The organism is Mycolicibacterium arabiense (assembly GCF_010731815.2).
GTDB classification, from domain to species: domain Bacteria; phylum Actinomycetota; class Actinomycetes; order Mycobacteriales; family Mycobacteriaceae; genus Mycobacterium; species Mycobacterium arabiense.
The window spans coordinates 63643-87425 of sequence record NZ_AP022593.1 but is presented as its reverse complement, the minus strand read 5'-3'; the positions used below and the strand labels follow the sequence as shown (position 1 = coordinate 87425).

Annotated in this window: 21 protein-coding genes; 11 read left to right on the top strand and 10 right to left on the bottom strand. The window is 69.0% G+C overall.

Annotation, left to right across the window (positions count from 1 at the left end; genetic code table 11):
• Positions 1-7: 7 nt before the first annotated feature.
• Positions 8-361: an oxidoreductase gene (locus G6N61_RS02020; protein ID WP_163916840.1), complete on the bottom strand. Its 354-nt coding sequence runs from the start codon at positions 359-361 to the stop codon at positions 8-10.
• Positions 362-523: 162 nt separating this feature from the next.
• Between G6N61_RS02020 and sucB the strand changes: the two genes are divergently transcribed.
• Genes sucB through G6N61_RS01990 form a run of 6 tightly spaced genes read left to right on the top strand, consistent with a single transcriptional unit; the run spans position 524 to position 7545 of the window.
• Positions 524-2383: a 2-oxoglutarate dehydrogenase, E2 component, dihydrolipoamide succinyltransferase gene (gene sucB / locus G6N61_RS02015; protein WP_163916838.1), complete on the top strand. Its 1860-nt coding sequence runs from the start codon at positions 524-526 to the stop codon at positions 2381-2383.
• A 4-nt stretch (positions 2384-2387) separates the two neighbouring features.
• The gene (locus G6N61_RS02010; RefSeq protein WP_163916836.1) at positions 2388-3293 is read left to right on the top strand and encodes a TIGR01777 family oxidoreductase; all 906 of its coding nucleotides are present in this window, start codon (positions 2388-2390) and stop codon (positions 3291-3293) included.
• 19 nt (positions 3294-3312) lie between these two features.
• Positions 3313-4038, top strand: a complete 726-nt coding sequence (lipB, locus tag G6N61_RS02005; RefSeq protein ID WP_163916834.1) for a lipoyl(octanoyl) transferase LipB — start codon at positions 3313-3315, stop codon at positions 4036-4038.
• The gene (gene lipA / locus G6N61_RS02000) at positions 4035-4970 is read left to right on the top strand and encodes a lipoyl synthase (RefSeq protein ID WP_163916831.1); all 936 of its coding nucleotides are present in this window, start codon (positions 4035-4037) and stop codon (positions 4968-4970) included. Before lipB ends, lipA begins: the two co-directional genes overlap by 4 nt.
• 48 nt (positions 4971-5018) lie before the next feature.
• Positions 5019-5774, top strand: a complete 756-nt coding sequence (locus G6N61_RS01995; RefSeq protein ID WP_163916829.1) for a DUF4191 domain-containing protein — start codon at positions 5019-5021, stop codon at positions 5772-5774.
• A gap of 7 nt (positions 5775-5781) precedes the next feature.
• The gene (locus G6N61_RS01990) at positions 5782-7545 is read left to right on the top strand and encodes an amidohydrolase (RefSeq protein WP_163916827.1); all 1764 of its coding nucleotides are present in this window, start codon (positions 5782-5784) and stop codon (positions 7543-7545) included.
• A 4-nt stretch (positions 7546-7549) separates the two neighbouring features.
• Here G6N61_RS01990 and G6N61_RS01985 read toward each other — a convergent pair whose 3' ends face one another.
• Positions 7550-8026 carry an RDD family protein gene (locus G6N61_RS01985; protein ID WP_163916825.1) on the bottom strand — a complete coding sequence of 159 codons (477 nt, stop codon included), beginning with the start codon at positions 8024-8026 and terminating at the stop codon, positions 7550-7552.
• Between the two features lie 137 nt (positions 8027-8163).
• Between G6N61_RS01985 and glnA the strand changes: the two genes are divergently transcribed.
• The 4 genes from glnA to G6N61_RS01965 all read left to right on the top strand — a co-directional run bounded on the left by glnA (position 8164) and on the right by G6N61_RS01965 (position 11241).
• Complete coding sequence (gene glnA, locus G6N61_RS01980) at positions 8164-9600, top strand: type I glutamate--ammonia ligase (RefSeq protein ID WP_163916823.1); 1437 nt, start codon at positions 8164-8166, stop codon at positions 9598-9600.
• A gap of 102 nt (positions 9601-9702) precedes the next feature.
• A complete protein-coding gene (locus G6N61_RS01975; RefSeq protein WP_163916821.1) occupies positions 9703-10137 on the top strand; it encodes a DoxX family protein in 435 nt (144 codons plus the stop codon).
• Positions 10138-10189: 52 nt separating this feature from the next.
• Positions 10190-10735 carry a DoxX family protein gene (locus G6N61_RS01970; protein WP_163916818.1) on the top strand — a complete coding sequence of 182 codons (546 nt, stop codon included), beginning with the start codon at positions 10190-10192 and terminating at the stop codon, positions 10733-10735.
• A 74-nt stretch (positions 10736-10809) separates the two neighbouring features.
• Positions 10810-11241, top strand: coding sequence for a DoxX family protein (locus tag G6N61_RS01965; protein WP_163916816.1), 432 nt, complete (start codon positions 10810-10812; stop codon positions 11239-11241).
• Here the strand turns inward: G6N61_RS01965 and G6N61_RS01960 are convergent.
• The 7 genes from G6N61_RS01960 to G6N61_RS01930 form a co-directional block, all read right to left on the bottom strand.
• Positions 11238-12098: a TIGR03619 family F420-dependent LLM class oxidoreductase gene (locus G6N61_RS01960; RefSeq protein ID WP_163916814.1), complete on the bottom strand. Its 861-nt coding sequence runs from the start codon at positions 12096-12098 to the stop codon at positions 11238-11240. The genes G6N61_RS01965 and G6N61_RS01960 overlap by 4 nt on opposite strands.
• Positions 12095-12772: a PaaI family thioesterase gene (locus G6N61_RS01955; protein ID WP_163916812.1), complete on the bottom strand. Its 678-nt coding sequence runs from the start codon at positions 12770-12772 to the stop codon at positions 12095-12097. Before G6N61_RS01955 ends, G6N61_RS01960 begins: the two co-directional genes overlap by 4 nt.
• Positions 12773-15748 carry a bifunctional [glutamine synthetase] adenylyltransferase/[glutamine synthetase]-adenylyl-L-tyrosine phosphorylase gene (locus G6N61_RS01950; RefSeq protein WP_163916809.1) on the bottom strand — a complete coding sequence of 992 codons (2976 nt, stop codon included), beginning with the start codon at positions 15746-15748 and terminating at the stop codon, positions 12773-12775. It lies immediately after the preceding gene.
• A 47-nt stretch (positions 15749-15795) separates the two neighbouring features.
• Positions 15796-17133, bottom strand: coding sequence for a glutamine synthetase family protein (locus tag G6N61_RS01945; protein WP_163916807.1), 1338 nt, complete (start codon positions 17131-17133; stop codon positions 15796-15798).
• A 79-nt stretch (positions 17134-17212) separates the two neighbouring features.
• Positions 17213-18754 (bottom strand): alpha/beta hydrolase, encoded by a 1542-nt coding sequence (locus G6N61_RS01940; protein ID WP_163916804.1) that lies wholly within the window; start codon positions 18752-18754, stop codon positions 17213-17215.
• A gap of 119 nt (positions 18755-18873) precedes the next feature.
• Complete coding sequence (locus G6N61_RS01935; protein WP_179973551.1) at positions 18874-20385, bottom strand: alpha/beta hydrolase; 1512 nt, start codon at positions 20383-20385, stop codon at positions 18874-18876.
• Positions 20386-20441: 56 nt separating this feature from the next.
• On the bottom strand, positions 20442-21836 hold the full coding sequence (locus tag G6N61_RS01930) for a WS/DGAT/MGAT family O-acyltransferase (protein WP_163916800.1): 1395 nt from the start codon (positions 21834-21836) through the stop codon (positions 20442-20444).
• 154 nt (positions 21837-21990) lie between these two features.
• Between G6N61_RS01930 and panB the strand changes: the two genes are divergently transcribed.
• A complete protein-coding gene (panB, locus tag G6N61_RS01925; protein WP_163916797.1) occupies positions 21991-22845 on the top strand; it encodes a 3-methyl-2-oxobutanoate hydroxymethyltransferase in 855 nt (284 codons plus the stop codon).
• On the opposite strand, the gene G6N61_RS01920 is transcribed toward panB, so the two are convergent.
• Positions 22842-23621, bottom strand: coding sequence for an enoyl-CoA hydratase/isomerase family protein (locus tag G6N61_RS01920; protein WP_163916795.1), 780 nt, complete (start codon positions 23619-23621; stop codon positions 22842-22844). The genes panB and G6N61_RS01920 overlap by 4 nt on opposite strands.
• Between the last annotated feature and the right edge of the window lie 162 nt (positions 23622-23783).

Here is a 23783-nt window from a genome sequence, read left to right as displayed (position 1 = left end):
GGGCGGTTCAGCGATCTTCGAGTTCGCGACGCGCCGCGCGCTTGCGCTCGATGCGTCGCTTCTCGTCATAGTCGCGCATCCGCTGCGGATAGCCGACCTTCTGTACGTCGTAGACGGGGATCCCGAGTTGGGCGTTCAGCCTGCGGGCACCGGCCTGCCCGCCCACGCGGCGGCGCGTCCACTCGCCGTCGGCGGCGATGAGTATCGCGGTGACCTCGGTGACGGTGGTCTGGGGCTCGATGAATGCCTCGACACCGGTGTGGGTGGCGACCCACTGCTTCAGGTAGTCGAGGTTGGCCGCTGAGTCCGCTTTGCTGGTACGGCCACCGCGGCGACGTCGCAACCTGTCGAACAGCCCCAACTCGACCCGACTCCCTTCGGCACGGAAGTGCCAACGCTTGATTCGATAGTGCCAGAGCGCGCCGTGTGCAGGTCTGCGACGACCAACGCGCGCGGACGTGGAAGGATGGGCAACGCGATATTTCGACCTGGCACGCGCGACCGTTCGAGGGAGTCAACACACATGGCCATCTCCGTCCAGATGCCCGCACTCGGTGAGAGCGTCACGGAGGGGACGGTGACCCGCTGGCTCAAGCAGGAGGGCGACACCGTCGAAGTCGACGAGCCCCTGCTCGAGGTGTCGACCGACAAGGTCGACACCGAAATCCCTTCTCCCGCCGCTGGTGTTCTGACCAAGATCATCGCCCAGGAGGACGACACCGTCGAGGTCGGTGGTGACCTCGCGACGATCGGCGAAGAAGGCGAAGGCGGCTCCGACGATTCGGGATCCGACGACGCCGATTCAGGCGACTCGGCTGCCGAGGACTCCTCCGACGAGCCCGCCGAGGAAGAGGCGCCTGCCGAGGAACCGGCCGCGCAGTCCGAGCCGGCCGCCGAGGAGACCGAGGCGGAGCCCGAGCCCGAGAAGCCGTCGAAGAAGCCCGCAGCCTCGGGCGGCGGCGATGCCACGGCGGTCAAGATGCCCGAGTTGGGCGAGTCCGTCACCGAGGGCACCGTCACCCGGTGGCTGAAGAAGGTCGGCGACAGCGTCGAGGTGGACGAGCCCCTCGTCGAGGTGTCCACCGACAAGGTCGACACCGAGATCCCCTCACCGGTGGCGGGCACGCTGTTGTCCATCACCGCCGAGGAGGACGACGTCGTCGAGGTCGGCGGCGAACTCGCCAAGATCGGCTCGGCGGACGCGGCGTCCGAGGCAGAGCCCGAACCCGAGCCCGAACCGGAACCCGAGCCCGAGCCCGAGCCCGAACCCGAGCCGGAGCCCGAGGCGAAGGAAGAGCCGGAGCCGGAGCCCGAGGCGAAGGAAGAGCCGAAGCCGGAACCGAAGGCCGAACCCAAGGAAGAGCCCAAGCCAGAGCCGAAGCCCGAACCCAAGGAAGAGCCCAAGGCGCCCGCGGCGACCGCCGAGGCCTCCGGGTCCGACGGTGGCCCGTACGTCACTCCCCTGGTTCGCAAGCTGGCGACCGAGCACGGCGTCGACCTGGCGTCGGTGAAGGGCACCGGCGTCGGCGGTCGGGTCCGCAAGCAGGACGTGCTCGCGGCTGCCGAGGCCAAGAAGGCTCCCGAGCCCACCCCGGAGCCGTCGGCTCCCGCGGCCGCACCCGCCGCCGCGAAGTCGGCACCCGCCCCGAAGCTGGCGCATCTGCGTGGCACCACGCAGAAGGCGAACCGGATCCGGCAGATCACGGCCAAGAAGACCCGGGAGTCGCTGCAGACCACCGCGCAGTTGACGCAGACCCACGAGGTCGACCTGACCAAGATCGTGGCGCTGCGGGCGCGGGCCAAGGCGAGCTTCGCCGAACGCGAAGGCGTCAACCTGACGTTCCTGCCGTTCTTCGCCGTCGCCGTCGTCGACGCACTCAAGGCGCACCCGAACGTCAACGCCAGCTACGACGAGGACAGCAAGCAGATCACCTACTACGACGCCGAGCACCTCGGCTTCGCCGTCGACACCGAGCAGGGACTGCTGTCCCCGGTGGTGCACAACGCGGGTGACCTGTCGCTGGGCGGGCTGGCCCGCGCGATCGCCGACATCGCGGCACGCGCCCGTTCGGGCAACCTGAAGCCCGACGAGCTGTCCGGGGGCACGTTCACCATCACCAACATCGGCAGCCAGGGCGCGCTGTTCGACACGCCGATCCTGGTCCCGCCGCAGGCGGCGATGCTCGGCACCGGTGCGATCGTCAAGCGCCCGAGGGTGATCGTCGACGAGTTCGGCAACGAGTCGATCGGCGTCCGGTCGGTGGCCTACCTGCCGCTGACCTACGACCACCGTCTGATCGACGGTGCCGACGCGGGCCGTTTCCTGACCACCATCAAGCGGCGACTCGAAGAAGGGGCGTTCGAGGCCGACCTCGGGCTCTAATCCCGTGTCGGTCATCGCGATCGCCGGGTCGTCCGGTGTCATCGGCACGGCGCTCGTCAGTGCGCTGCGCGCCGCTGATCACCGGGTGGTCCGGCTCGTCCGACGCACGCCTGCCCACGCCGACGACGTGTTCTGGAACCCGGACACCGGCGAGCTGGACACCGGGGTGCTCGACGACGTCGACGCCGTGGTGAACATGTGCGGCGTCGGCGTCGGGGACAAGCGGTGGTCCGGGGCGTTCAAGCAGAGCCTGCGCGACAGCCGGATCGGGCCGACCGACGTCCTGTCGAACGCGGTGGCCGATGCCGGGGTGCCGGTGCTCGTCAACGCGAGCGCGGTCGGCTTCTACGGGGACACGCGCAACCGCGTCGTCGACGAGAGTGCGCCGCGCGGCGACGGGTTCCTCGCGAAGTTGTGCGAGGACTGGGAGGCGGCCACCGCCGCGGCGCACGACGCGGGAGCGCGAGTGGTGTTGGCGCGTACCGGTCTCGTGCTGTCGCCGTCCGGTGGCGTGCTCGGTCGGCTGCGACCGTTGTTCGCGTTCGGCCTCGGCACCCGCCTGGGCAACGGCAAGCAGTACATGGCGTGGATCAGCCTCGAGGATCAGATTCGGGCGCTGCTGTTCGCCATCGGCCACGACGACGTATCGGGGCCGGTGAACTTCACCGGCCCGGCGCCGGTGACCAACGCCGAGTTCACCGCCGCGCTGGGCCGGACACTGCACCGGCCGACGCCGACGGCGGTGCCGGGCTTCGCACTGCGTGCGGTCGTCGGCGAGTTCGCCGACGAGGGTCTGCTCGCCGGCCAGCGTGCGATCCCCGCGGCGCTGGAGCGGGCGGGCTTCGAGTTCCGGCACAACACGATCGGCGAAGCACTGGCGTACGCGACGGCAGCCAAGGATGGCGGATAGCGGGCGTACCGTGACAGGCATGTCTTCTGACCCGGCGCCGGCCTCGGTCCGCGCGGCGTCGTCGCGGATCGACGTGCGGCGGCTCGGCACGCTCGACTACGAGTCCGCCTGGCAGTTGCAGCGCGAGACGGCCGACGCCAGGGTCGCCGGCGGTCCCGACACCCTGCTGCTGCTGGAACATCCCCCGACCTACACCGCAGGCAAGCGCACCGAACCGCACGAGCGCCCCGACCCCAGGATCTCGGGCGGGATCCCGGTCGTCGACACCGACCGCGGCGGCAAGATCACCTGGCACGGTCCCGGTCAGCTCGTCGGCTACCCGATCATAGGTCTCGCGCAGCCCATGGACGTCGTGAAGTTCGTTCGCCGCCTTGAGGATTCGCTGATGTCGGTGTGCACTGCGCTGGGCGTCCCGGTGTGCCGGGTGGAGGGTCGTTCCGGGGTCTGGGTGCCTGCCGACGGCCCGCGACCGACGCGCAAGATCGCGGCCATCGGCATCCGGGTGGCCAGGGGGACGACGCTGCACGGCTTCGCGCTGAACTGTGACTGCGATCTCGGCGCGTACTCCTCGATCGTGCCCTGTGGCATCTCCGACGCAGGTGTCACGTCACTGTCGGCCGAGCTGGGCCGCACGGTCGGCGTCACGGACGTCGTCGACATGGTTGCCGACGCCGTCGCCGACGCCCTCGACGGCCGCATCGCGGTCGGTGCCTCGTCGGCCGCGAGCGTAGAATCGGTCCAGTGACTATCGCCCCCGACGGCCGCAAATTGCTGCGGCTCGAGGTCCGCAACGCCGAGACCCCCATCGAGCGCAAGCCGCCGTGGATCAAGACGACGCTGAAGACCGGCCCGGAGTACAAGGAACTCAAGGCGCTGGTGCGCCGCGAGGGTCTGCACACGGTGTGCGAGGAGGCGGGCTGTCCCAACATCTACGAATGCTGGGAGGACCGCGAGGCGACCTTCCTCATCGGCGGCGAGCAGTGCACCCGGCGGTGCGACTTCTGCCAGATCGACACCGGCAAGCCTGCTGAACTCGACCGTGACGAACCGCGCCGCGTCGCCGAGAGCGTGCAGGCGATGGGCCTGCGCTACTCGACGGTCACCGGTGTCGCGCGCGACGACCTGCCCGACGGCGGCGCGTGGCTCTACGCCGAGACGGTCCGCCAGATCAAGTTGCTCAACCCGAACACTGGCGTCGAGCTGCTGGCCCCGGACTTCAATGCGATCCCCGAACAGCTCAACGAGGTCTTCGAGTCGCGGCCCGAGGTGTTCGCGCACAACGTCGAGACGGTCCCCCGCATCTTCAAGCGGATCCGGCCGGCCTTCCGGTACCAGCGCAGCCTCGACGTCATCACTGCGGCGCGCGAGTTCGGTCTGGTCACCAAGAGCAATCTGATCCTCGGCATGGGCGAGACGCCCGACGAGGTGCGGACCGCGCTCGTCGACCTGCATCAGGCGGGTTGCGACATCATCACCATCACGCAGTACCTGCGTCCGTCGCTGCGGCACCACCCGGTGGAGCGTTGGGTCAAGCCCGAGGAGTTCGTCGAGCACTCGAAGTTCGCCGAGGAGGTCGGTTTCTCCGGCGTTCTGGCCGGTCCGCTGGTGCGGTCGTCGTACCGCGCGGGCAGGCTCTACGCCGAAACCGCACGCATCCGGGCGGCGTCGGCTTCCTGATGTCCGGCGGGGCATGGGGAATGCCCGGGCCACCCGTATCCTGATCCAATGGCGAAAAAGCGCAATACCGCCGAGATGAAGGCCGCCAAGGCCCAGGCGAAGGCCACGCGGAAGGCTGCCTCCAAGGAGCGGCGCAGTCAGCTGTGGCAGGCATTCCAGATCCAACGCAAGGAGGACAAGCGCCTCCTGCCGTACATGATCGGCGCATTCGTCCTGATCGTCGGCATTGCGGTGGCCGCCGGGCTGATCGCGGGCAGCACCTTCACGCTGATCGCCCTGATCCCGTTGGGCATCCTGCTCGGTGCGCTGGTCGCGTTCATCATCTTCGGTCGGCGCGCGCAGAAGTCGGTCTATCGCAAGGCCGAGGGGCAGACCGGTGCCGCCGCTTGGGCGCTGGACAACCTGCGCGGCAAGTGGCGCGTCACGCCGGGCGTCGCGGCGACGGGTCACTTCGACGCCGTGCACCGCGTGATCGGCCGTCCCGGGGTCATCTTCGTCGGCGAGGGTTCCGCGAACCGGGTCAAACCCCTTCTCGCGCAGGAGAAGAAGCGCACCGCCCGACTCGTCGGCGACGTGCCGATCTACGTCATCGTGGTCGGCAACGGCGAGGGCGAGGTGCCGTTGTCGAAGCTGGAGCGCCACCTGACCAAGCTGCCTGCCAACATCACGGTCAAGCAGATGGACTCGCTGGAGTCGCGCCTGGTGGCGCTGGGCTCGCGCGTCGGCCCGGCCGCCATGCCGAAGGGTCCGATGCCGGGCAACACCAAGATGAAGGGCGTGCAGCGCACCGTCCGTCGCCGCTAGTTCGCCGATGTGCACTGCATGCGAGTGGGCGCCGCACTTCGCGTCACTGGGGACCGAGACCCCTCCCCGCACGACACAGCCATCGACTGCGCCGAGTGACACACTCGCACCCGAACTCGACGACGCCGCGGACGTCGTGTTCCGCAGCGGCCGCGTCTACACGGTGGCCGGCCCGCAGGAGTGGGTGCAAGCCGTCGCGGTGCAGGGCGACGGCATCACCTACGTCGGAGACGACGCCGGCGCCGACGCGTTCATCGGGCCCGCGACCAGAGTGGTGGACCTCGACGGTCGCCTGCTGATGCCGGGGTTCGTCGAGGGGCACACCCACCCCTTCCTCGGCGCGTTCCTGACCTCCGGCGTCGATCTGCAGGTCCCCACGCTCGCCGACGCGCTGTCCGCGATCGAGACGTACGCGAAGGCGAATCCCGAGGGCCCGGTGCGCGGATTCGGGTGGCGGGTGGACATGTTCGGCCCGCAGGGCCCCACCCGCGGCGACCTCGACCGCATCCTGCCCGACCGGCCTGCGTTCTTCTTCGCCATAGACGGCCACAGCTTGTGGGCGAACTCGAAGGCGTTGGAGATCGCGAAGGTCACCCGCGACACGCCGGATCCGATCCCGCGGTTCAGCTATTACGCCCGCGACCGCAACGGCGACCCGACGGGTTACGTCCTGGAGGTGAACGCGGTGCTGGGCCTGGTGGACGCCGTCGAACCCATCTCGGCGCAGACGATGGGGCGACTGATGGAGGCGTGGCTTCCGAAGGCGACCGCGGCCGGCATCACCACGCTCTTCGACGCAGGCGTGCCGCCGATCGGCGACGACCAGGCCGCACTGCTGCAGCTGTACACCGACGTGGAGAAGCGCGGGGCGCTGCCGGTGCGGGTCGTCGCCTGCTACACGGTCAAGGCACCGCCGGTCGACACCGCGACGCAGAGGTTGCTCGAGACCAGAAATCAGGTGTCGAGCGACCTGGTGCAGGTCGACGTCGTCAAGATCATCGGCGACGGTACGCAGGAGGGCTACACGGCCTGGCTGCTCGAACCGTATGCCGACCAGCCGGACTCGACCGGCGGCTCACCGTTCACGCCGGAGCAGTGGCAAGAGCTGATCGGCGCGGTCGACGCCGCCGGTTTCGACGTGCACGTGCACGCCTGCGGTGAGCGCACCACCCGCACTGCGCTCGACGCCATCGAGCAGGCGATCGTCACCAATCCCCCGCGTGACCGCAGGCACGCCATCGCACACCTCGTCTACGTCGACGACTCCGACAACGGGCGCTTCGCCGAGCTCGGCGTCACGGCCCAGTTCTCCGCGAACTGGATGTCGGGCGACCCCGACACTCTGCAGAACCTCGCCGAACGCTACGGCCCGGAACGTGCCGCCAAGATGTACCGGCCCAAGACGGTGCTTCAATCGGGTGGTCGAATCTCGCTGGGCACCGATTGGCCGGCCGCGGGTTACTTCTCGACCTACAGACCGCTCGACTCCATTCAGATCGGCGTGACCCGTCAGCTGGTCGGAGAGCCCGATGCCCCGGTGCTGGCACCCGCCGACGAACGGCTGACGGTGGCCGAGGCCGTGCACGCCAATACCCTTGGCGCCGCGCATCAGATCCGGATGGACACCGAGGTGGGCTCGATCGAGGTGGGCAAGCGTGCCGATCTGATCGTGCTGGATCGCAACGTCTTCGAGGGCGATCCGCACGACATCCACCGCGCCAACGTGGTGATGACGATGATGAACGGTCAGGTGCAGCTCGAGGTGAAGTAAGCGGTCAGCGCCGGACGATCGCGGTGCCGGTTGCCTTGTCCTGCAGGCCGCGGCCGTCGGTGTCGGTGAACAGCGGCGGGACGACGAGCGCGATCAGCAGGCCGCGTATCAGCGCGCGGCCCATGCCGACGTGGATCCGGTTGTCGACCGAGGCGACGCGTAGGCCGAGCGCGGCCTGGCCCGGGGTGAAGCCGAACAGCCGCACCGCGACGACGCCGAGGATCAGCCAGATCACCAGTACCGCGGTCGAGAGCACGTTCATCGACACCAGCCCCATCGACATGGCGAGCGCACCGAGCCCATAGGCGATGAACCAGTCGATCGCCAGGGCCCCGATCCGGCGACCCCAGCCGACCAGCGACCCGCTGCCCGACGGCGGCAGGCCGAGTTGCTGCCCGGGGTACTCGTTGGGTCCTGCGCTCGGGTCGCCCGCCTCGGGTTGGGGCGGACCGGAGAGCCAAGAACCGAAGGTGCGGGCCATGCGGTCCAGCATATGGCGAGCGCGATCGGGCCCGGGAAATGGCGACGCGTAACGTCGGCGCAACATGCGGTTGACTGCCGTGCAACATCGTGTCCATAGCGTCAGTCGGCGGGTATCCAGTCAAAGGAGATTTCTAAGTGGCAGAAAAGACGGCCGACGACATCATCAAGACGATCCAGGACGAGAAGGTCGAGTACGTCGACATCCGTTTCTGCGATCTTCCGGGTGTCGTCCAGCACTTCTCGATCCCGGCCTCGGCGTTCGATGAGAGCGTCTTCGAGGACGGCCTCGCGTTCGACGGCTCGTCGGTCCGCGGCTTCCAGTCCATCCACGAGTCGGACATGATGCTGCTGCCCGATCCCGAGACGGCGCGCATCGACCCCTTCCGCAAGGCCAAGACGCTGAACCTCAGCTTCTTCGTGCACGACCCCTTCACCCGCGAGGCCTACTCCCGCGACCCGCGCAACGTGGCCCGCAAGGCGGAGAACTACCTCGCCAGCACCGGCATCGCCGACACCTGCTTCTTCGGTGCCGAGGCCGAGTTCTACATCTTCGACTCGGTGACGTTCGACTCCAAGATCAACGGCACCTCCTACGAGGTCGACTCCGAGTCCGGCTGGTGGAACACCGGCGAGCCCTTCGAGGCCGACGGCAGCCCCAACCTGGGATACAAGGTGCGCCCCAAGGGCGGCTACTTCCCGGTCGCCCCGTACGACCACTACGTCGACCTGCGCGACGAGATGGCCACCAACCTCCAGAACGCCGGCTTCATCCTCGAGCGCGGCCACCACGAGGTCGGCACCGCGGGCCAGGCGGAGATCAACTACAAGTTCAACACCCTGCTGCACGCGGCGGACGACGTGTTGCTGTTCAAGTACATCATCAAGAACACCGCGTGGAAGAACGGCAAGACCGTCACGTTCATGCCCAAGCCGCTGTTCGGTGACAACGGTTCCGGCATGCACGCCCACCAGTCGCTGTGGAAGGACGGCCAGCCGCTGTTCCACGACGAGTCGGGCTACGCGGGTCTGTCGGACCTCGCCCGCCACTACATCGGCGGCATCCTGCACCACGCGCCGTCGCTGCTGGCGTTCACCAACCCGACGGTGAACTCCTACAAGCGTCTCGTTCCCGGCTACGAGGCACCGATCAACCTGGTGTACAGCCAGCGCAACCGCTCGGCGTGCGTCCGCATCCCGATCACCGGCAACAACCCGAAGGCCAAGCGCCTCGAATTCCGTTGCCCGGACAGCTCGGGTAACCCGTACCTGGCGTTCGCGGCCATGCTGATGGCAGGCATCGACGGCATCAAGAAGAAGATCGAGCCGCTGACGCCCGTCGACAAGGACCTCTACGAGCTGCCGCCGGACGAGGCCGCCGCGATCCCGCAGGCGCCCACCTCGTTGTCCGCGGTCATCGACAAGCTCGAGGAGGACCACGAATACCTCACCGAGGGTGGCGTGTTCACCGAGGACCTGATCGAGACCTGGATCTCGTACAAGCGTGAGAACGAGATCATGCCGATCCAGATCCGGCCTCACCCGTACGAGTTCTCGCTGTACTACGACGTCTGAGTCCCCCCCGACTTCGCCGCCGAACTGGAGCGTCACGTCGCGATTCCCCTGCGATGGCGACGTGACTCTCCAGTTCGGCGCGGGGTCACTAGGGTCTGCGCCATGACGAACTTCGAGTCGAAGCTGACGCTGCTCACGCCCACGGTCGTGAGCGTGTTCCGGATCGTGCTGGGCCTGCTGTTCACGATCCGAGGCACGCAGAAGCTGTTCGACTGGCCGGTCGCCGCGCCGGTGGACATCCCGTTCGGCTCGTTCCCGCTGTGGTGGGCCGGCGTCATCGAACTCCTCGCGGGCGTCCTCATCCTGATCGGCTTCGTCACCCGGTTCGCCGCGTTCATCGCGTCGGGCCAAATGGCCTTCGCGTACTTCATGATCCATCCCCCGAAGGGGTCGTGGCCCGTCGAGAACGGCGGCGAATTACCCGTCGTCCTGTGCTTCGGCTTCCTGCTGCTGGTGTTCACCGGCGGCGGTGCGTACGCACTCGACGCGATGCGCGCCCAGCCCACCCGCAAGCGCTCGAGAAGTACAGTCCGATAACGGTCGCGTGAACCTGAGAGGTTCCTGTCCGGGGCGGGCGTAGGGTTTGCCCATGGCGACCTTCGAGAACCGGCTCGCGGGCTTTTCCTCCCCCGTCCTGAGCGTCTTCCGCATCATCTTCGGACTCCTCTTCACACTGCACGGCACCATGAAGGTGTTCGGCTGGCCCCTTGGTGCTTCCATCCCCGTCGGTACCTGGCCAGGCTGGTGGGCCGGGATCATCGAATTGGTCACGGGCCTACTGATTCTGGTGGGGCTGTTCACCCGCATCGCGGCATTCATCGCGTCGGGTCACATGGCCGTCGCGTACATCTGGCAGCACTGGATGCCCAACGGCTTCTGGCCCTATGACGCGGGCATGGGTGGCAACGGCGGCGAGCCCGCGCTCATGTACTGCTTCGCGTTCCTGCTGCTGGCCGCGCTCGGCGGCGGATCCCTGTCACTCGACGCTCGCCGTCGCGGCGGGATGGTCGGAGGGGCTGCGCGCGGACAACGCGTCGTCAGCGGCACCGCTGCGCCGGGTGGCGGAGTGGTCACCGGACGCGGTGCGGCACCTCGCGGCGGACTGCTCAGCCGGTTCCGCCGCAACCGCTACTGAGCCACCGATGTCACAGTGGTGACGTCGAGAAGCTAGGCCCCACGGCGAACCGCCGAATCGGTACGGTTGGCGTCATGCCGCAATCCCTTGAGCTGCGCCTGAACTCGTTGTTCCCTGCCGTGCTGAGCCTGTTCCGCGTCGTGCTCGGCCTGCTGTTCCTGGTGCACGGCGGGGCGAAGCTGCTCGCCTGGCCGGTGGACACGGGCAACGGGCCAGTGCCCTTCGGCGCCTGGCCGGCGTGGTGGGCCGGTGTGATCGAAGTCGTTGCGGGACTGCTCATCATGACGGGCCTGTTCACCCGGATCGCGGCGTTCATCGCCTCGGGCACGATGGCCGTCGCCTACTTCTGGCGGCACCAACCGGACGGCCTGCACCCGCTGCAGAACGGCGGCGAGACCCCGGTGCTGTTCTGCTTCGGCTTCTTCCTGCTGGTCTTCGCCGGCGGCGGCGCATACGCACTCGACACCGTGCTCGCCGGTAGACGACGCACCGCGGCCACGCGCTAGGCGTCGAGGCCGAGGTCCTTGCGGAACCGCTTCATGCCGTCGATCTTCTCGCTCAGCGACGCCGTCGGTCCGCTGTAGAACATCCACGGCATCGTGATGATGCCGTCGATGCCCGCGGCCTCCGCCCGGGCGTAGTGCTCAGGGGTGAAGGCGTCGGTCAGCGGCGTGATGACCGTGAAGTCGTCCATGCCCAAGCCGCTTTCGGCACGCAGGGCGCGGATCCGATCGACCGAGGCGATGGCCTGCTCGGTGGTGATCAGGTCGCCGATCCAGCCGTCGTTGCGGGCAGCTCGGCGCAGCGCGACGTTCGACAGCCCGCCGACGTAGATCGGAATGTGTGGTGGCGTGGGTTCCATCTCCAGCCGCGGCGTGGTGTAGAACTCGCCGTCGAACTCGGTCCACCCCGGCTGCCACAGCGCCCGCATGAGTTCGAGCATCTCGTCGGTGCGCTTGCCGCGGCGGTCGAACCGCTGGCCCATCAGGGTGAACTCCTCCTCGCACCAGCCGACGCCGATGCCGAGTTCCAGCCGCCCCTCGGCCAGGCAGGCAGCCGTGCCGATGGCCTTGGCCGCCGAGTACGGGTCGCGCATCGCGGGCAGGTAGACGGTCGTGACGAACTTCAGCCTGCTCGTCGCCAGCGCGATCGCGCCGATCATCACCCACGGGTCGGGCCAGTGCGTGAACGCCTCCCAGCGACGGGAGCCGTCCTTCGTGTACGGGTAGGGCGTCTCGAGGGTCTCGAGGTTGATCACGTGATCCGGGATGCCCATGCCCTCGTACCCGAGATCGTCTGCGGCCTTGGCCACTTCGACGACCTCCTTGATGTCGAGGAACGCCGTGCTGACGTAGAACCTCACGCGCTGTCCCTAATCCCCGAGTCGCTGCGCTCCTGCCCGCCGGGATCCCGCGCCCACGCCGGGCGAATGAACACCCCGTCAGCCTCCACGGTGTGGCCCTGCGCGTCACCGAGATACCCGCGTGCGTAGGTCTTGATGCCCTCGGTGCGCTCGATGAACGCCTCCGCCCGCACCGGGCCCAGCGGGGTCCCGCGCATGTACTTCAGCGTGATCGTCCCGGTGAACAGTGGCTTGGTGAGCCCGTCGCTGGCCGCCTCGCCGAGGATGTGGTCGAGCACCAGGGCGCAGATGCCGCCGTGCACCAGGCCGGGCGGGCCCTCGTAGGCGGGGCCGAGCGTGAACTCCGCCCAGCAGGTGCCGTCGGATTCGTGCCGGATGTCCATCGGCGGGGCGATCGCATTGCGCAGTCCGACGGCCGGATTCGCCCACGCCAGCGGCCGCCCGGTTCCTGCGTGCCGGAGCGTCGACGTGGTGTCGCGCTGCGTCCGTTCGAGCACCTCGGTCGCCAGGTCGATGGCCGCCTGCGCCTGCCGGATCTCGTCCACGTCCACCCCGGTGCGGATGCCCGCAGCGACGAGCCTGCGCATCGATTCGGTGAGCGGCTCGTAGGCGGCGCGCAGCCGGTCGTACTCGTCGGCGGTGATCACGTCGAACGGGAAGTCCTGCATCGCCATCTATTCTCCGAAGATTCTGCGCACCACGGTCTTCGCGCGGCGCGTCACCCGTAGGTAGTTGTCCAGGAATTCACTACCGTCGCCGTTGGCCCACCCCGCGGCCTGCGCCACGGCATTGAGCTGACGGCCGGGCCCAGGGAGTTGGTCGGTCGGCTTGCCCTTGACGAGCACCAGCGCGTTGCGGGCCTTGGTCGCCGTCAGCCACGCCTGTCGCAGCAGGTCGACGTCGCCTTCGGCGATGAGTTCGGCCGCACCGATGGCGTTGAGGGTCTCGAGCGTCGAGGTGTTGTGCAGCGCGGGGATCCGATGCGCGTGGCGCAACTGCAGCAGCTGCACCGTCCACTCGATGTCCGCGAGCCCGCCGCGACCGAGCTTGGTGTGGGTGTTCGGGTCGGCGCCGCGGGGCAGTCGCTCGGCGTCGACGCGTGCCTTGATGCGCCTGATCTCCTGCACGGCCGACGCGGACACGCCGTCGGGCGGGTACCTGATGTCGTCGATCATCAGCAGGAACCGCTGCCCCAGATCCTCGTCGCCGGCGACGCAGTGCGCGCGCAGTAGCGCCTGCACCTCCCACGTCTGCACCCACTGGGCGTAGTAGGCGCGGTAGGACGCGAGCGTGCGGACCAGCGGGCCGCTGCGCCCCTCGGGCCGCAGGTTGGCGTCGACCTCCAGGGGCGGGTCACCGCTGGGCGTGCCGAGCCTGGCGCGTACCTGCTCGGCGATCGAGGTGGCCCACTTCACGGCGACGGATTCCTCTGCGCCGCCGACGGGTTCGCACACGAACATCACGTCCGCGTCCGACCCGTAACCGAGTTCCTTGCCGCCGAGGCGCCCCATGCCGATGACCGCGATCACCGCGGGTGGCCCGCCCGCGGGCGTACTGGCGCGGGTCACCGCGTCGAGCGCGGCCTGCAGCACGGCCACCCACACCGACGTCAGCCCCTTGCACACCTCGGTGACCTCGAGCAGCCCGAGCAGGTCGGCGGAGGCGATGCGGGCCAGCTCCCGGCGGCGCAGGGTCCGTGCCGCGGCGATCGCACGCACCGGATCGGCGTGCCGCCCGGACGAGGCGACCAGCGACCGGGCGAAGCCGTCGGGTTCGACTTCGAGGAGTTTGGCGCCGTTGGGCCCGTCGGCGTACTGCCGAATCACCTCCGGGGCCCGCAGCAGCAGATCGGGCACGTACGCCGACGTGCCGAGCACCCGCATGAGCCGCTTGGCCACGGCGCCCTCGTCGCGCAGCGCCGCGAGATACCAACGCTCGTCGGCGAGTTCCTCGCTGATGCGGCGGTAGGCCAGCAGGCCGGCGTCCGGGTCGGGGGTGTCGGACAGCCAGTCGAGCAGGGTGGGCAGCAGCACCTGCTGCACGCGTCCGCGTCTGCCGCCGTGGCTGGTCAGCGCGGCCAGGTGGGTCAACGCGCTCTGCGGTCCCTCGTAACCCAGTGCGGCAAGCTGTCTTTCGGCGGCCTGGGCGCTCAGGCTCGCGCTGAGTTCCACCGTCGGGGAACCGACCGACTCGAGCAGCGGCTGGTAGAACAGCTTGGCGTGCAGCCGGGAGACGCGCATGCTCTGCCGCTTCAGCTCCTCGCGCAGGACGCCGACCGCGTCGTGCTGACCGTCGGGCCGCACGTGGGCGGCGCGCGCCAGCCAGCGCATGGCCTCCTCGTCGTCGGGTTCGGGCAGCATGTGGGTGCGCTTGAGCCGCTGCAGCTGCAGCCGGTGTTCGAGCAGCCGGAGGAACTCGTAGGACGCGGTGAGGTTGGCCGCGTCGTCACGTCCGACGTAGCCGCCCTCGCCGAGTGCTGCCAGCGCGTCGACGGTCGAGGAGACGTGCAGTGCGTCGTCGGTGCGGCCGTGAACGAGTTGTAGTAGCTGCACGGCGAATTCGACGTCGCGCAGCCCGCCGGTACCGAGCTTGAGTTCGCGGTCGCGCACCCCGGCGGGGACGAGTTCCTCGACGCGGCGGCGCATGGCTTGGACGTCGGGGACGAAGTCCGGTCGCTCGCAGGCGGTCCACACCATCGGCATCAGCGCGTCGACGTACTGGGCGCCGAGGTCGGCGTCACCGGCAGCGGGGCGGGCCTTGAGCAGGGCCTGAAACTCCCAGGTCTTGGCCCAGCGCTCGTAGTAGGCGACGTGCGACTCGAGGGTGCGGACGAGTTGGCCCTGTTTGCCCTCCGGCCGCAGCGCGGCGTCGACCTCGAAGAAGGCGTCGCCTGCGAACCGCATCAGTTCGCCTGCGACGCGGGTGTTGAGCGCCATGCTGGAGTGGGCGGCGTCGTCGGTGACGAAGATGACGTCGACGTCGCTGACGTAGTTGAGTTCGCGCGCACCGCATTTGCCCATGGCGATCACCGCGAGCTTCGGCACGTCGGTGTCGGGTCCGCAGACGGTGCGGGTGGCGACGACCAGTGCCGACGCCAGTGCCGCGTCAGCCAGGTCGGACAGGTGCTTGCCGACGGTGGAGAAGGCCAGCACGGGTTCGTTCTCGACGGTGGGGGCGACGTCCAGCGCGGCCAGTATCAGCAGCCGGTCGCGGTACAGCGAGCGCAGTGCGGGTACCGCCGCCGGGCCGGTGACGTTCTCGGCGGCGTCGACGAACTCGCGGACGAGCTGCTCTGCCGACGGCAGCCCGACGTCGCCAGCCAGCAGATGCCACGACTGGGGCCGGGCCACCAGGTGGTCGCCGAGGGCCAGTGAGGAGCCAAGCACCCCGAACAGGCGCCCCCGCAGGGGTTTGTCGGTGAGCAGTGCGCGGTTCAGCTCGTCCCAATCGCCGTCGAGTGCCTCGGCGAGGCGCACGATGGCGCGCAGGGCCTCGTCGGCCTCGGGGGCGCGCGACAGCGACCACAGCAGTTCGACGTGGGCGTCGGTGTTCCAGCCGAGTCGGTCGAGGTCGTCGCGTGCGGTGGGAGCGACCAGGCCCAGCCTGCCGACACTGGGCAGCGTGGGTCGCTGCGTCGCGGGTTTGGCCACGGTCCGAACTTAGCGCAGCGGCCACCGCCCGCGGTTACGCAGACGCGCTAGAGAGACAGGTAGGTCTTGAGCTCGAACGGAGTGACGTGGCTGCGGTAGTTCTCCCACTCGGTGCGCTTGTTGCGCAGGAAGTAGTCGAAGACGTGCTCCCCGAGCGCTTCCGCGACCAGCTCGGAGTTCTCCATCTCGCTGAGCGCGACGCCGAGGCTGCCGGGCAGCTCCTTGTAACCCATGGCGCGCCGCTCCTCGGGCGTCAGCGTCCAGACGTTGTCCTCGGCCTGCGGTGCCAGCTGGTAGTTCTTCTCGACGCCGCGCAGGCCGGCCGCGAGCAGGATGGCGAACGTGAGGTACGGGTTGCATGCCGAGTCGGGGCTGCGCACCTCGATGCGACGGGAGGACGCCTTGCGCGGGGTGTACATCGGGACCCGCACCAGAGCCGACCGGTTGGCCGCACCCCAGGACGCGGCCGTCGGCGCCTCACCGCCGTGCACGAGGCGCTTGTAGGAGTTCACCCACTGGTTGGTGACGGCGCTGATCTCGCTGGCGTGCTCGAGGATGCCCGCGATGAAGGACTTCGCGACGTCCGAGAGCTGCAGCGGGTCGTCGGGGCTGTGGAAGGCGTTGGTGTCGCCCTCGAACAGGCTCATGTGCGTGTGCATCGCGGAGCCGGGATATTCGGCGAACGGCTTGGGCATGAACGACGCCCGCACGCCCTCTCCGAGCGCGACCTCCTTGACGACGTAGCGGAACGTCATCACGTTGTCGGCCATCGACAGTGCGTCGGCGTAGCGCAGGTCGATCTCCTGCTGGCCCGGCGCTCCCTCGTGGTGGCTGAACTCGACCGAGATGCCCATCGACTCCAACGCGTCGATGGCGTGCCTGCGGAAGTTCGGCGCCGAATCGTGCACGGCCTGATCGAAGTAGCCGCCGTTGTCGGCGGGCACGGGTGGCTCGTCGTCGGAGCCGGGCTTGAGGAGGAAGAACTCGATCTCCGGGTGCACGTAGCAGGAGAAGCCGAGGTCGCTGGCGCGCGCGAGCTGACGGCGTAGCACGTGACGCGAGTCGGCCCACGACGGCGAACCGTCGGGCATGGTGATGTCGCAGAACATGCGGGCCGAGTGGTGCTTGCCCCCGCTCGTCGTCCACGGCAGGACCTGGAACGTGGACGGGTCGGGCCGGGCCACCATGTCGGCTTCCGAGACTCGGGCGAAGCCCTCGATGGAGGAGCCGTCGAAGCCGATGCCCTCCTCGAACGCGCCCTCCAGCTCGGCGGGCGCGATCGCGACCGACTTGAGGTATCCGAGCACGTCGGTGAACCAGAGACGGACGAACCGGATGTCGCGTTCCTCCAGCGTGCGCAGCACGAATTCCTTCTGCCGGTCCATGTCCGGAAGCGTATGCACCGGCTGTTAAATCCGTGTTACGCGGCGGCTGCGGTTCGTGTTCTCCGACACCGCGGCACGGTCAGCAGCGAAGACCCGCCGGTGGCTGCACGGAGTCGACGAGGAAGCTGACGATCGCGGGGTCGACGCACGGGCTGCCGTTGAACACCACGGTGTGCTGGGTGCCCTCGAACGAGATGAGGGAGCCGCCGAGCTGCCGGGCGAGGTCCACGCCCGCCTGATACGGGGTGGCGGGGTCGTGCGTGGTCGACACGACGACGACCTTGCCGGGACCGGGCGAGACCGCGTCCTGCGGCTGCGACGTGGGGGGTACGGGCCACAGCGCGCAAATGTCGCGGGGGGCGAGACCGGTGAACTCCCCGTAGGCCATGAACGGCGCGGCCTCGCGCGCCCGGCGGTCGGCGTCGGCCCACACGGCGGGGTCGGTCGGGTACGGCGCGTCGACGCAGCGGATCGCGGTGAACGCGTCCTGCTGGTTTGAGTAGTGCCCGTTGCGGTCGCGCTGCTGGTAGTCGTCGGCCAGTAGGAGCAGGTCGCCGGGGTCGGTGCCACGGGCCAGTCCGAGCAGCCCGCTGGTCAGGTACTTCCAGTAGCGCTCGGTGTAGAGGGCGTTGACGGTGCCGGTGATGGCGTCCTGGTAGCTCAGGCCACGCGGGTCGGTCGTGGCCGCCGGGCCCGCGACCAGGGGGTTGACCAGCTGGTGGTAGCGCGCCACGAACTGGGTCGGGTCCTGACCCAGTGGGCAGTCGGTGCTGCGCGCGCAGTCGGCGGCGTAGTCGTCGAAAGCCGTTTGGAAGCCGGCGAGTTGCCGGATGTTCTCGCCGATCGGGTCCGAGCCCGGGTCGACCGCACCGTCGAGCACCATGGCGCGCACGCGGTCGGGGTAGCGCTCGGCGTACTTCGCGCCCAGCTCGGTGCCGTAGGAGAAGCCGAGGTAGTTGATCTGGGCTTCGCCGAGCGCGGCGCGCACCACGTCCATGTCCTGGGCCGTGGATGCCGTGCCGATGTTGGCCAGGAACGGCGTGCCGGTGCGCTCGAGGCAGCCCTGCGCGAGCCCGGCGTAGATCGACTCGATCGCCGCGACGCCCGCGGGGCTGTAGTCGGCCATCGGTTGGCGGCGGTAGGCGTCGAACTCGGCGTCGGTGCGGCAGCGGACCTCTGGCGTCGAGTGGCCGACGCCGCGCGGGTCGAACCCGACGAGGTCGAAGCGCCGGTTGATCTCGGTCCCCGCGAGGCTGGCCCCCATGCCCGCGACGGTGTCGACCGCCGACGCGCCCGGTCCGCCGGGATTCACCATCAGCACGCCGATGCGGTTGGGGCCGGTTGCCGGGATGCGGATGACGGCTAGGTTGGCCTGCGGGCCTGCCGGGTCGGCGTAGTCGACGGGCACGGTCACGACGCCGCACTGCGCGTTGGGGATCCGCGTGACGTCACCGACGAGCGGCGTGCAGCTGCCCCATGCCGGTGACTGACCGTAGGCCTGCAGCGGTTCACCTTCGGGCGCAGCCGACGCCACCGCAGACACCGGCCCGGCCAGGCCCAGCAGGACCACGAGCGCGAGCGGTGCCGAGAACGTCCTGCCCACCCGCCACATGGCGATCATGTTCGCACGCACAGGCCTTCGACACCGCATCCACGGTCCACAGGAGATGCGTCGGCAACCGGACGGTGATGCTTCGGTGACTTTGCCGGCTCGCAAGCTCGCCGGCGTGGTGACTTTGCCTAGCAGCGGGCGCCCGGGGGCGGCACGGTGACGTCGACGAGGTACTTCGCTGCGATGTCGTCGACGCAGCGGTCGCCCTGGAACACCACGGTGTGCTGGGTGCCGTCGAACGTCAGCAACGCTCCGCCGAGTTGCTTGGCCAGGTCGACACCGGCCTGGTACGGCGTCGCCGGGTCGTTGGTCGTGGACACGACCAACGTGGGCGGCAGGCCCTCGATCGAGAGTTCGTGCGGTGTCGAGGTGGGCGGCACCGGCCAGAACGCGCACGTCCCGAGCGGGGCGTTGCCGGTGAACTCGCCGTAGCTCATGAACGGCGCCACCTCGCGGGCGCGGCGGTCCTGCTCGATGACCTTCGCGCGGTCGGTGATCGGCGGCTCGTCGACGCAGTTGACCGCGACGCGCACGTCGGTCGAGTTGTTGTAGTGCCCCTCGGGGTCGCGTCCCATGTACAGGTCGGCGAGCGCGAGCATCGTGTCGCCCCTGCCCTCGCGCAGCTCGGTCAGCGCCTGGGTCAGGTGGCGCCACAGGTTGGGCGAGTAGAGCGGCAGGATGGTGCCGATGATCGCGTCGCCGTAGCTGAGCCCGCGCGGGTCGTCGGTCTCGGCAGGCTGCTCCACCAGCGGATCGACGATCGACTTGTAGACCTCGACCGCCTTGGCGGGGTCGGTGCCCAGGGGGCAGCTGGGGTTCTTCGCGCAGTCGGCTGCGTAGTCGTTGAACGCGGTCTGGAAGGCGGCGGCCTGGCGGATGTCGGCCTCGAGCGGGTCGGCGTTGGGGTCGACCGCGCCATCGAGGATCATCGCGCGCACCTTGTCCGGGAACTCCTCGGCGTAGGCGGCGCCGATGCGCGTGCCGTAGGAGTAGCCGAGGTAGGTCAGCTTCTCGTCGCCCATCGCCTCACGCATGGCGTCGAGATCCTTTGCGACGCTGACGGTTCCGACGTTGGCGAGGAACTCCTCCCCCATCTTGTCGACGCACCGCTCCACGAAGGCCTTGGTCTCGGACTCGATGTGCTCGACGCCTTCGGGCGAGTAGTCGACCTGCGGGTCGGCGCGCAGCCTGTCGTTGTCCTCGTCGGAGTTGCACCAGACCGCCGGGGTGGAACGCCCGACGCCACGCGGGTCGAAGCCGACGAGGTCGAAGCGCTCGCGCACCGATTCGGGCATGGTGCCCACCAGCGAGGCCGCCGCCGCGACGCCCGACTCGCCGGGCCCGCCCGGGTTGACGAACAGCGAGCCGATCTTCTGGCCGGTCGCGGGGAACCTGATGAGCGCGAGTTGCGCGACGTCGCCGTCGGGCTTGGCGTAGTCGACGGGCACCGAGAGCATCCCGCATTCGGCGCCGGAGGGAAGCGGGAGGTCACCGGATGCGTCGGCGTCGCACTCCGCCCAGTCCACGGGCGTGCCGGGCGGCGGGGCGCCGACGAGCGCGCGTCCGTCGACCACTTTGCTGCAGCCGACGACCACCATCATCACCATGGCGGCCGCGAGGACCCCGCTCTTGAGGTTCATGGCTGCCCATGCTGCCATGACCTGCCATCGCCGCTGCTGAGGGCGCTACCGCGCGCCTACTTGGTCGCGGCCACCAGCTCGTCGAGCGCGACCTGGAAGTCGTCGGCCATGTCCCACAGGTCGGGCAGCAGATCCGGGCAGGAGATCAGCCCGACGTCCAACCCGCCGTTGAGCGACATGACGGTGATGTTCAGTCCGGAGCCGTGGAAGATCGGGCCCAGCGGATACATCGCCTTGACCTCGGCGCCCAGGAAGTACAGCGGCACCTGGGGGCCGGGCACGTTGGAGACCACCAGGTTGTGCACCGGCCGCGCACCGCTCAGATTGCTGCGCGCATACACCCGCATGGCGATGCCGAACACCGCGGGCGCGGCGAACTGCGTCCAGTCCTGCAGCAGGGTGGCGCCGATCGCCGAACTGTGTTCCTTGGCAAGCGAATTGGCTTCCGCGATGGCCTTGATGCGCTGTACGGGATCGTCGACGTTGGTCTCCAGGCTGGCGAACATGCCCGACACCTGGTTGCGGCCGGGCCGGTCGGACTTGTCGTGTACCGAGACCGGCACCATCGCCACCAGCGAGCTGTCCGGCAGCTCGCCGCTGTCGAGCAGGAAGCGGCGCAGCACGCCGGACACCAGAGCCATCACCACGTCGTTGACCTTGACGCCGAAGTGGTTCTTGACGAGCTTGATGTCCTCGAGGTCGAGCTGCGCGAAGGCGACGTTGCGCCGCCCGGTGACGTTGGCGTTGAACCGCGTCTTGGGCGCGTTGAACGGGGCCGCCATGGTGAGGCCGTTGCGGGCGCGCTTGACGGTATCCAGCACCGTGTTCACCGTCATCGGCACCACGTTGACCAGCTTCAGCGGGCGGGTGGCGAACCTGATGGCTCCGCCGATCGCGATCTCGAGATCGGACGCCTGCCCGACGCCGGCCACCGGTTCCGGGGCAGGTGGATCGGGTTCGGTGGCGCACAGCTGCGACATCAAGTTCGCCCCCGTGACGCCGTCCACGCCCGAGTGGTGCACCTTGGTCAGCACCGCGAGGCGACCGCCCTCGTTGCCGTCGGTGGTGTTCGCGAGGTTCTCGATGATCCACATCTCCCACAGCGGGCGGCTGCGATCGAGCGTCAACGACGCGATGTGCCCGCAGATCTCGGCCAGTTCGGCACGCCCACCCGGGGCGGGCAGCCCGATGCGGTGCAGGTGCCGGTCGACGTCGAAGTCCTTGTCCTCCACGCGAACCGGGTGATCGAGGTTGAGCCGGTTGTCGGCGAGCTTCTCCCGGAACTCCGGCATCGCCTTGATCCGCAGCGCCAGCGCGTCGCGCAACCGGTCGAACGAGTAGCCGCCGGGAATGGTGGACGGGTCGATCTCCAGCACCGAGCACACGTGCAGTGGCAATGCGGCGGATTCGAGGTAGAGGAAGCTGGCGTCGAGGCCGCTTAGCCGTTGCATTCCGCCGATGTTAGGCCGGACGCCTGCCAGGGTGTGAGGAAATGCACTTCACTGGGCGTTCACCTTCGGCAACGTGGGTGTCACACTGGAACGGTCAGACGACCCGGGGACCCGGATGGGCCTCGAGGACGACCAGACCACACGAGGGACGACGATGTCTGAGCAAAGTGTCTACGGTGCTGCCAACGATTCGACCGTCGCAGAGCGCAAGCCGCGCGCCAAGGTACGGACCCACCACCTCCTGAAGTGGAAGTCAGAGGGCCACAAGTGGGCCATGCTGACGGCCTACGACTACTCCACCGCGCGGGTGTTCGACGACGCGGAGATCCCGGTTCTGCTGGTCGGCGATTCGGCCGCCAACGTGGTGTACGGCTACGACACCACGGTGCCGGTCACGGCCGACGAACTCATCCCGCTGGTCCGCGGCGTCGTCCGCGGGGCACCGCATGCACTGGTGGTCGCCGACCTGCCGTTCGGCAGCTATGAAGCCGGTCCGCAGCAGGCGCTGGCCACCGCGACCCGGTTCCTCAAGGAGACCGGTGCCGCAGCGGTCAAGCTGGAGGGCGGCGAGCGCGTTGCCGAGCAGATCGCGACGCTGACCCAGGCCGGCATCCCGGTCGTCGCGCACATCGGATTCACCCCGCAGAGCGTCAACGGTCTCGGCGGGTTCCGTGTGCAGGGCCGCGGGGACGGTGCCGAGCAGACCATTCACGACGCCATAGCGGTCGCCGAGGCCGGTGCGATCGCCGTGGTGCTCGAGATGGTGCCTGCCGAGTTGGCCACCCAGATCACCGGCAAGCTCACCATCCCCACCGTCGGAATCGGCGCAGGCCCCAACTGCGACGCCCAGGTGCTGGTGTGGCAGGACATGGCAGGCATGACGGCAGGCAAGACCGCGAAGTTCGTCAAGCGGTTCGGCGACGTCGGCGGCGAACTACGCCGGGCGGCAACCGAATACGCCCAGGACGTGGCGACGGGCGCCTTCCCCGCCGAGGAGCACTCCTTCTAGCCGAAGGCAGGCGCCCGCTTGCCGAGGAACGCAGCGATGCCCTCCTGGCCGTCGGCGGATCGTGCGCACCCGGCGATGTAGCGAGCCTCGAGTTCCATTTGCTCCTCGATGCCGTTGCCGAAGCTGTCGAGCAGCAGCCGCTTGACCGCACCGTTGGACGTGCGTGAGGTAGCGGCCATCTGCTGCGCCAGCTCGTCGGCGCGCGCGGTGAGGTCGGCGTCGGGCACGACCTCGCTGAGCAGGCCCCAGTCGAGTGCTTCGGCGGCCGTGAGCGTGCGGTTGGTGAGCATGAGCTGCTGGGTGCGGCGGATGCCGATCAGCCGCGGCAGGTAGTACGACGAGCTGCCGTCGGGGCTCAGGCCCGCCTTCGTGTAGGCCATCGTGAACTTCGCGGACTCGGCGGCGATCGCCAGGTCACCGGTGACGGCGAGGCTGAATCCTGCGCCGGCGGCCGTCCCGTTCACGGCGGTGATCAGCACGGCGTCCATGCGCGCGAACGTCGACAACGCGCGGTGCAGGTCGTCGGCGATGCCCTTGACGAAGGTGCCGGCGTCGGGTGCGGCGGCCATCGCCTTGAGGTCGCCACCGGCGCAGAAGAATCGGCCCGCGCCCGTGATCGTGACCACCTTCGTGGCCTCGGTGTCACACAGTGCGGCGGCGACAACCAGTTCGCGTGTCAGCGTGTCGTTCATGCCGTTGGCGGCCTCGGGCCGGTTCAGCACGATGCTGGTCACGGGTCCGGTTTGGGTGAACGTCAGCGTCTCGAATTCGGGCATGGCAGCAGACGTTATCGCACGCGTCTTACGGCCGACCCTCCATCTGTAACGGCGCGGGCCGCTGCCTGGTGACCATGGCTGCGGCGGTGAGGCCGTCCGTTCACCTGGATGTGGCACCCTGTTCAACACTTCGAGCCCCATCCCTCCCCACCGAAGGTGAAG

Coding starts and splice junctions, on each gene's coding strand:
- G6N61_RS01975 (WP_163916821.1), top strand. CDS start 9,703: ATGACGAACTTCGAGTCGAAGCTGACGCTGCTCACGCCCACGGTCGTG.
- G6N61_RS01970 (WP_163916818.1), top strand. CDS start 10,190: ATGGCGACCTTCGAGAACCGGCTCGCGGGCTTTTCCTCCCCCGTCCTG.
- panB (WP_163916797.1), top strand. CDS start 21,991: ATGTCTGAGCAAAGTGTCTACGGTGCTGCCAACGATTCGACCGTCGCA.
- G6N61_RS01985 (WP_163916825.1), bottom strand. CDS start 8,026: ATGGCCCGCACCTTCGGTTCTTGGCTCTCCGGTCCGCCCCAACCCGAG.
- G6N61_RS01940 (WP_163916804.1), bottom strand. CDS start 18,754: ATGATCGCCATGTGGCGGGTGGGCAGGACGTTCTCGGCACCGCTCGCG.
- G6N61_RS01945 (WP_163916807.1), bottom strand. CDS start 17,133: ATGGACCGGCAGAAGGAATTCGTGCTGCGCACGCTGGAGGAACGCGAC.
- lipB (WP_163916834.1), top strand. CDS start 3,313: ATGTCTTCTGACCCGGCGCCGGCCTCGGTCCGCGCGGCGTCGTCGCGG.
- G6N61_RS01930 (WP_163916800.1), bottom strand. CDS start 21,836: ATGCAACGGCTAAGCGGCCTCGACGCCAGCTTCCTCTACCTCGAATCC.
- G6N61_RS01920 (WP_163916795.1), bottom strand. CDS start 23,621: ATGCCCGAATTCGAGACGCTGACGTTCACCCAAACCGGACCCGTGACC.
- G6N61_RS01995 (WP_163916829.1), top strand. CDS start 5,019: ATGGCGAAAAAGCGCAATACCGCCGAGATGAAGGCCGCCAAGGCCCAG.
- G6N61_RS01935 (WP_179973551.1), bottom strand. CDS start 20,385: ATGAACCTCAAGAGCGGGGTCCTCGCGGCCGCCATGGTGATGATGGTG.
- G6N61_RS01990 (WP_163916827.1), top strand. CDS start 5,782: ATGTGCACTGCATGCGAGTGGGCGCCGCACTTCGCGTCACTGGGGACC.
- G6N61_RS01955 (WP_163916812.1), bottom strand. CDS start 12,772: ATGGCGATGCAGGACTTCCCGTTCGACGTGATCACCGCCGACGAGTAC.
- G6N61_RS01965 (WP_163916816.1), top strand. CDS start 10,810: ATGCCGCAATCCCTTGAGCTGCGCCTGAACTCGTTGTTCCCTGCCGTG.
- sucB (WP_163916838.1), top strand. CDS start 524: ATGGCCATCTCCGTCCAGATGCCCGCACTCGGTGAGAGCGTCACGGAG.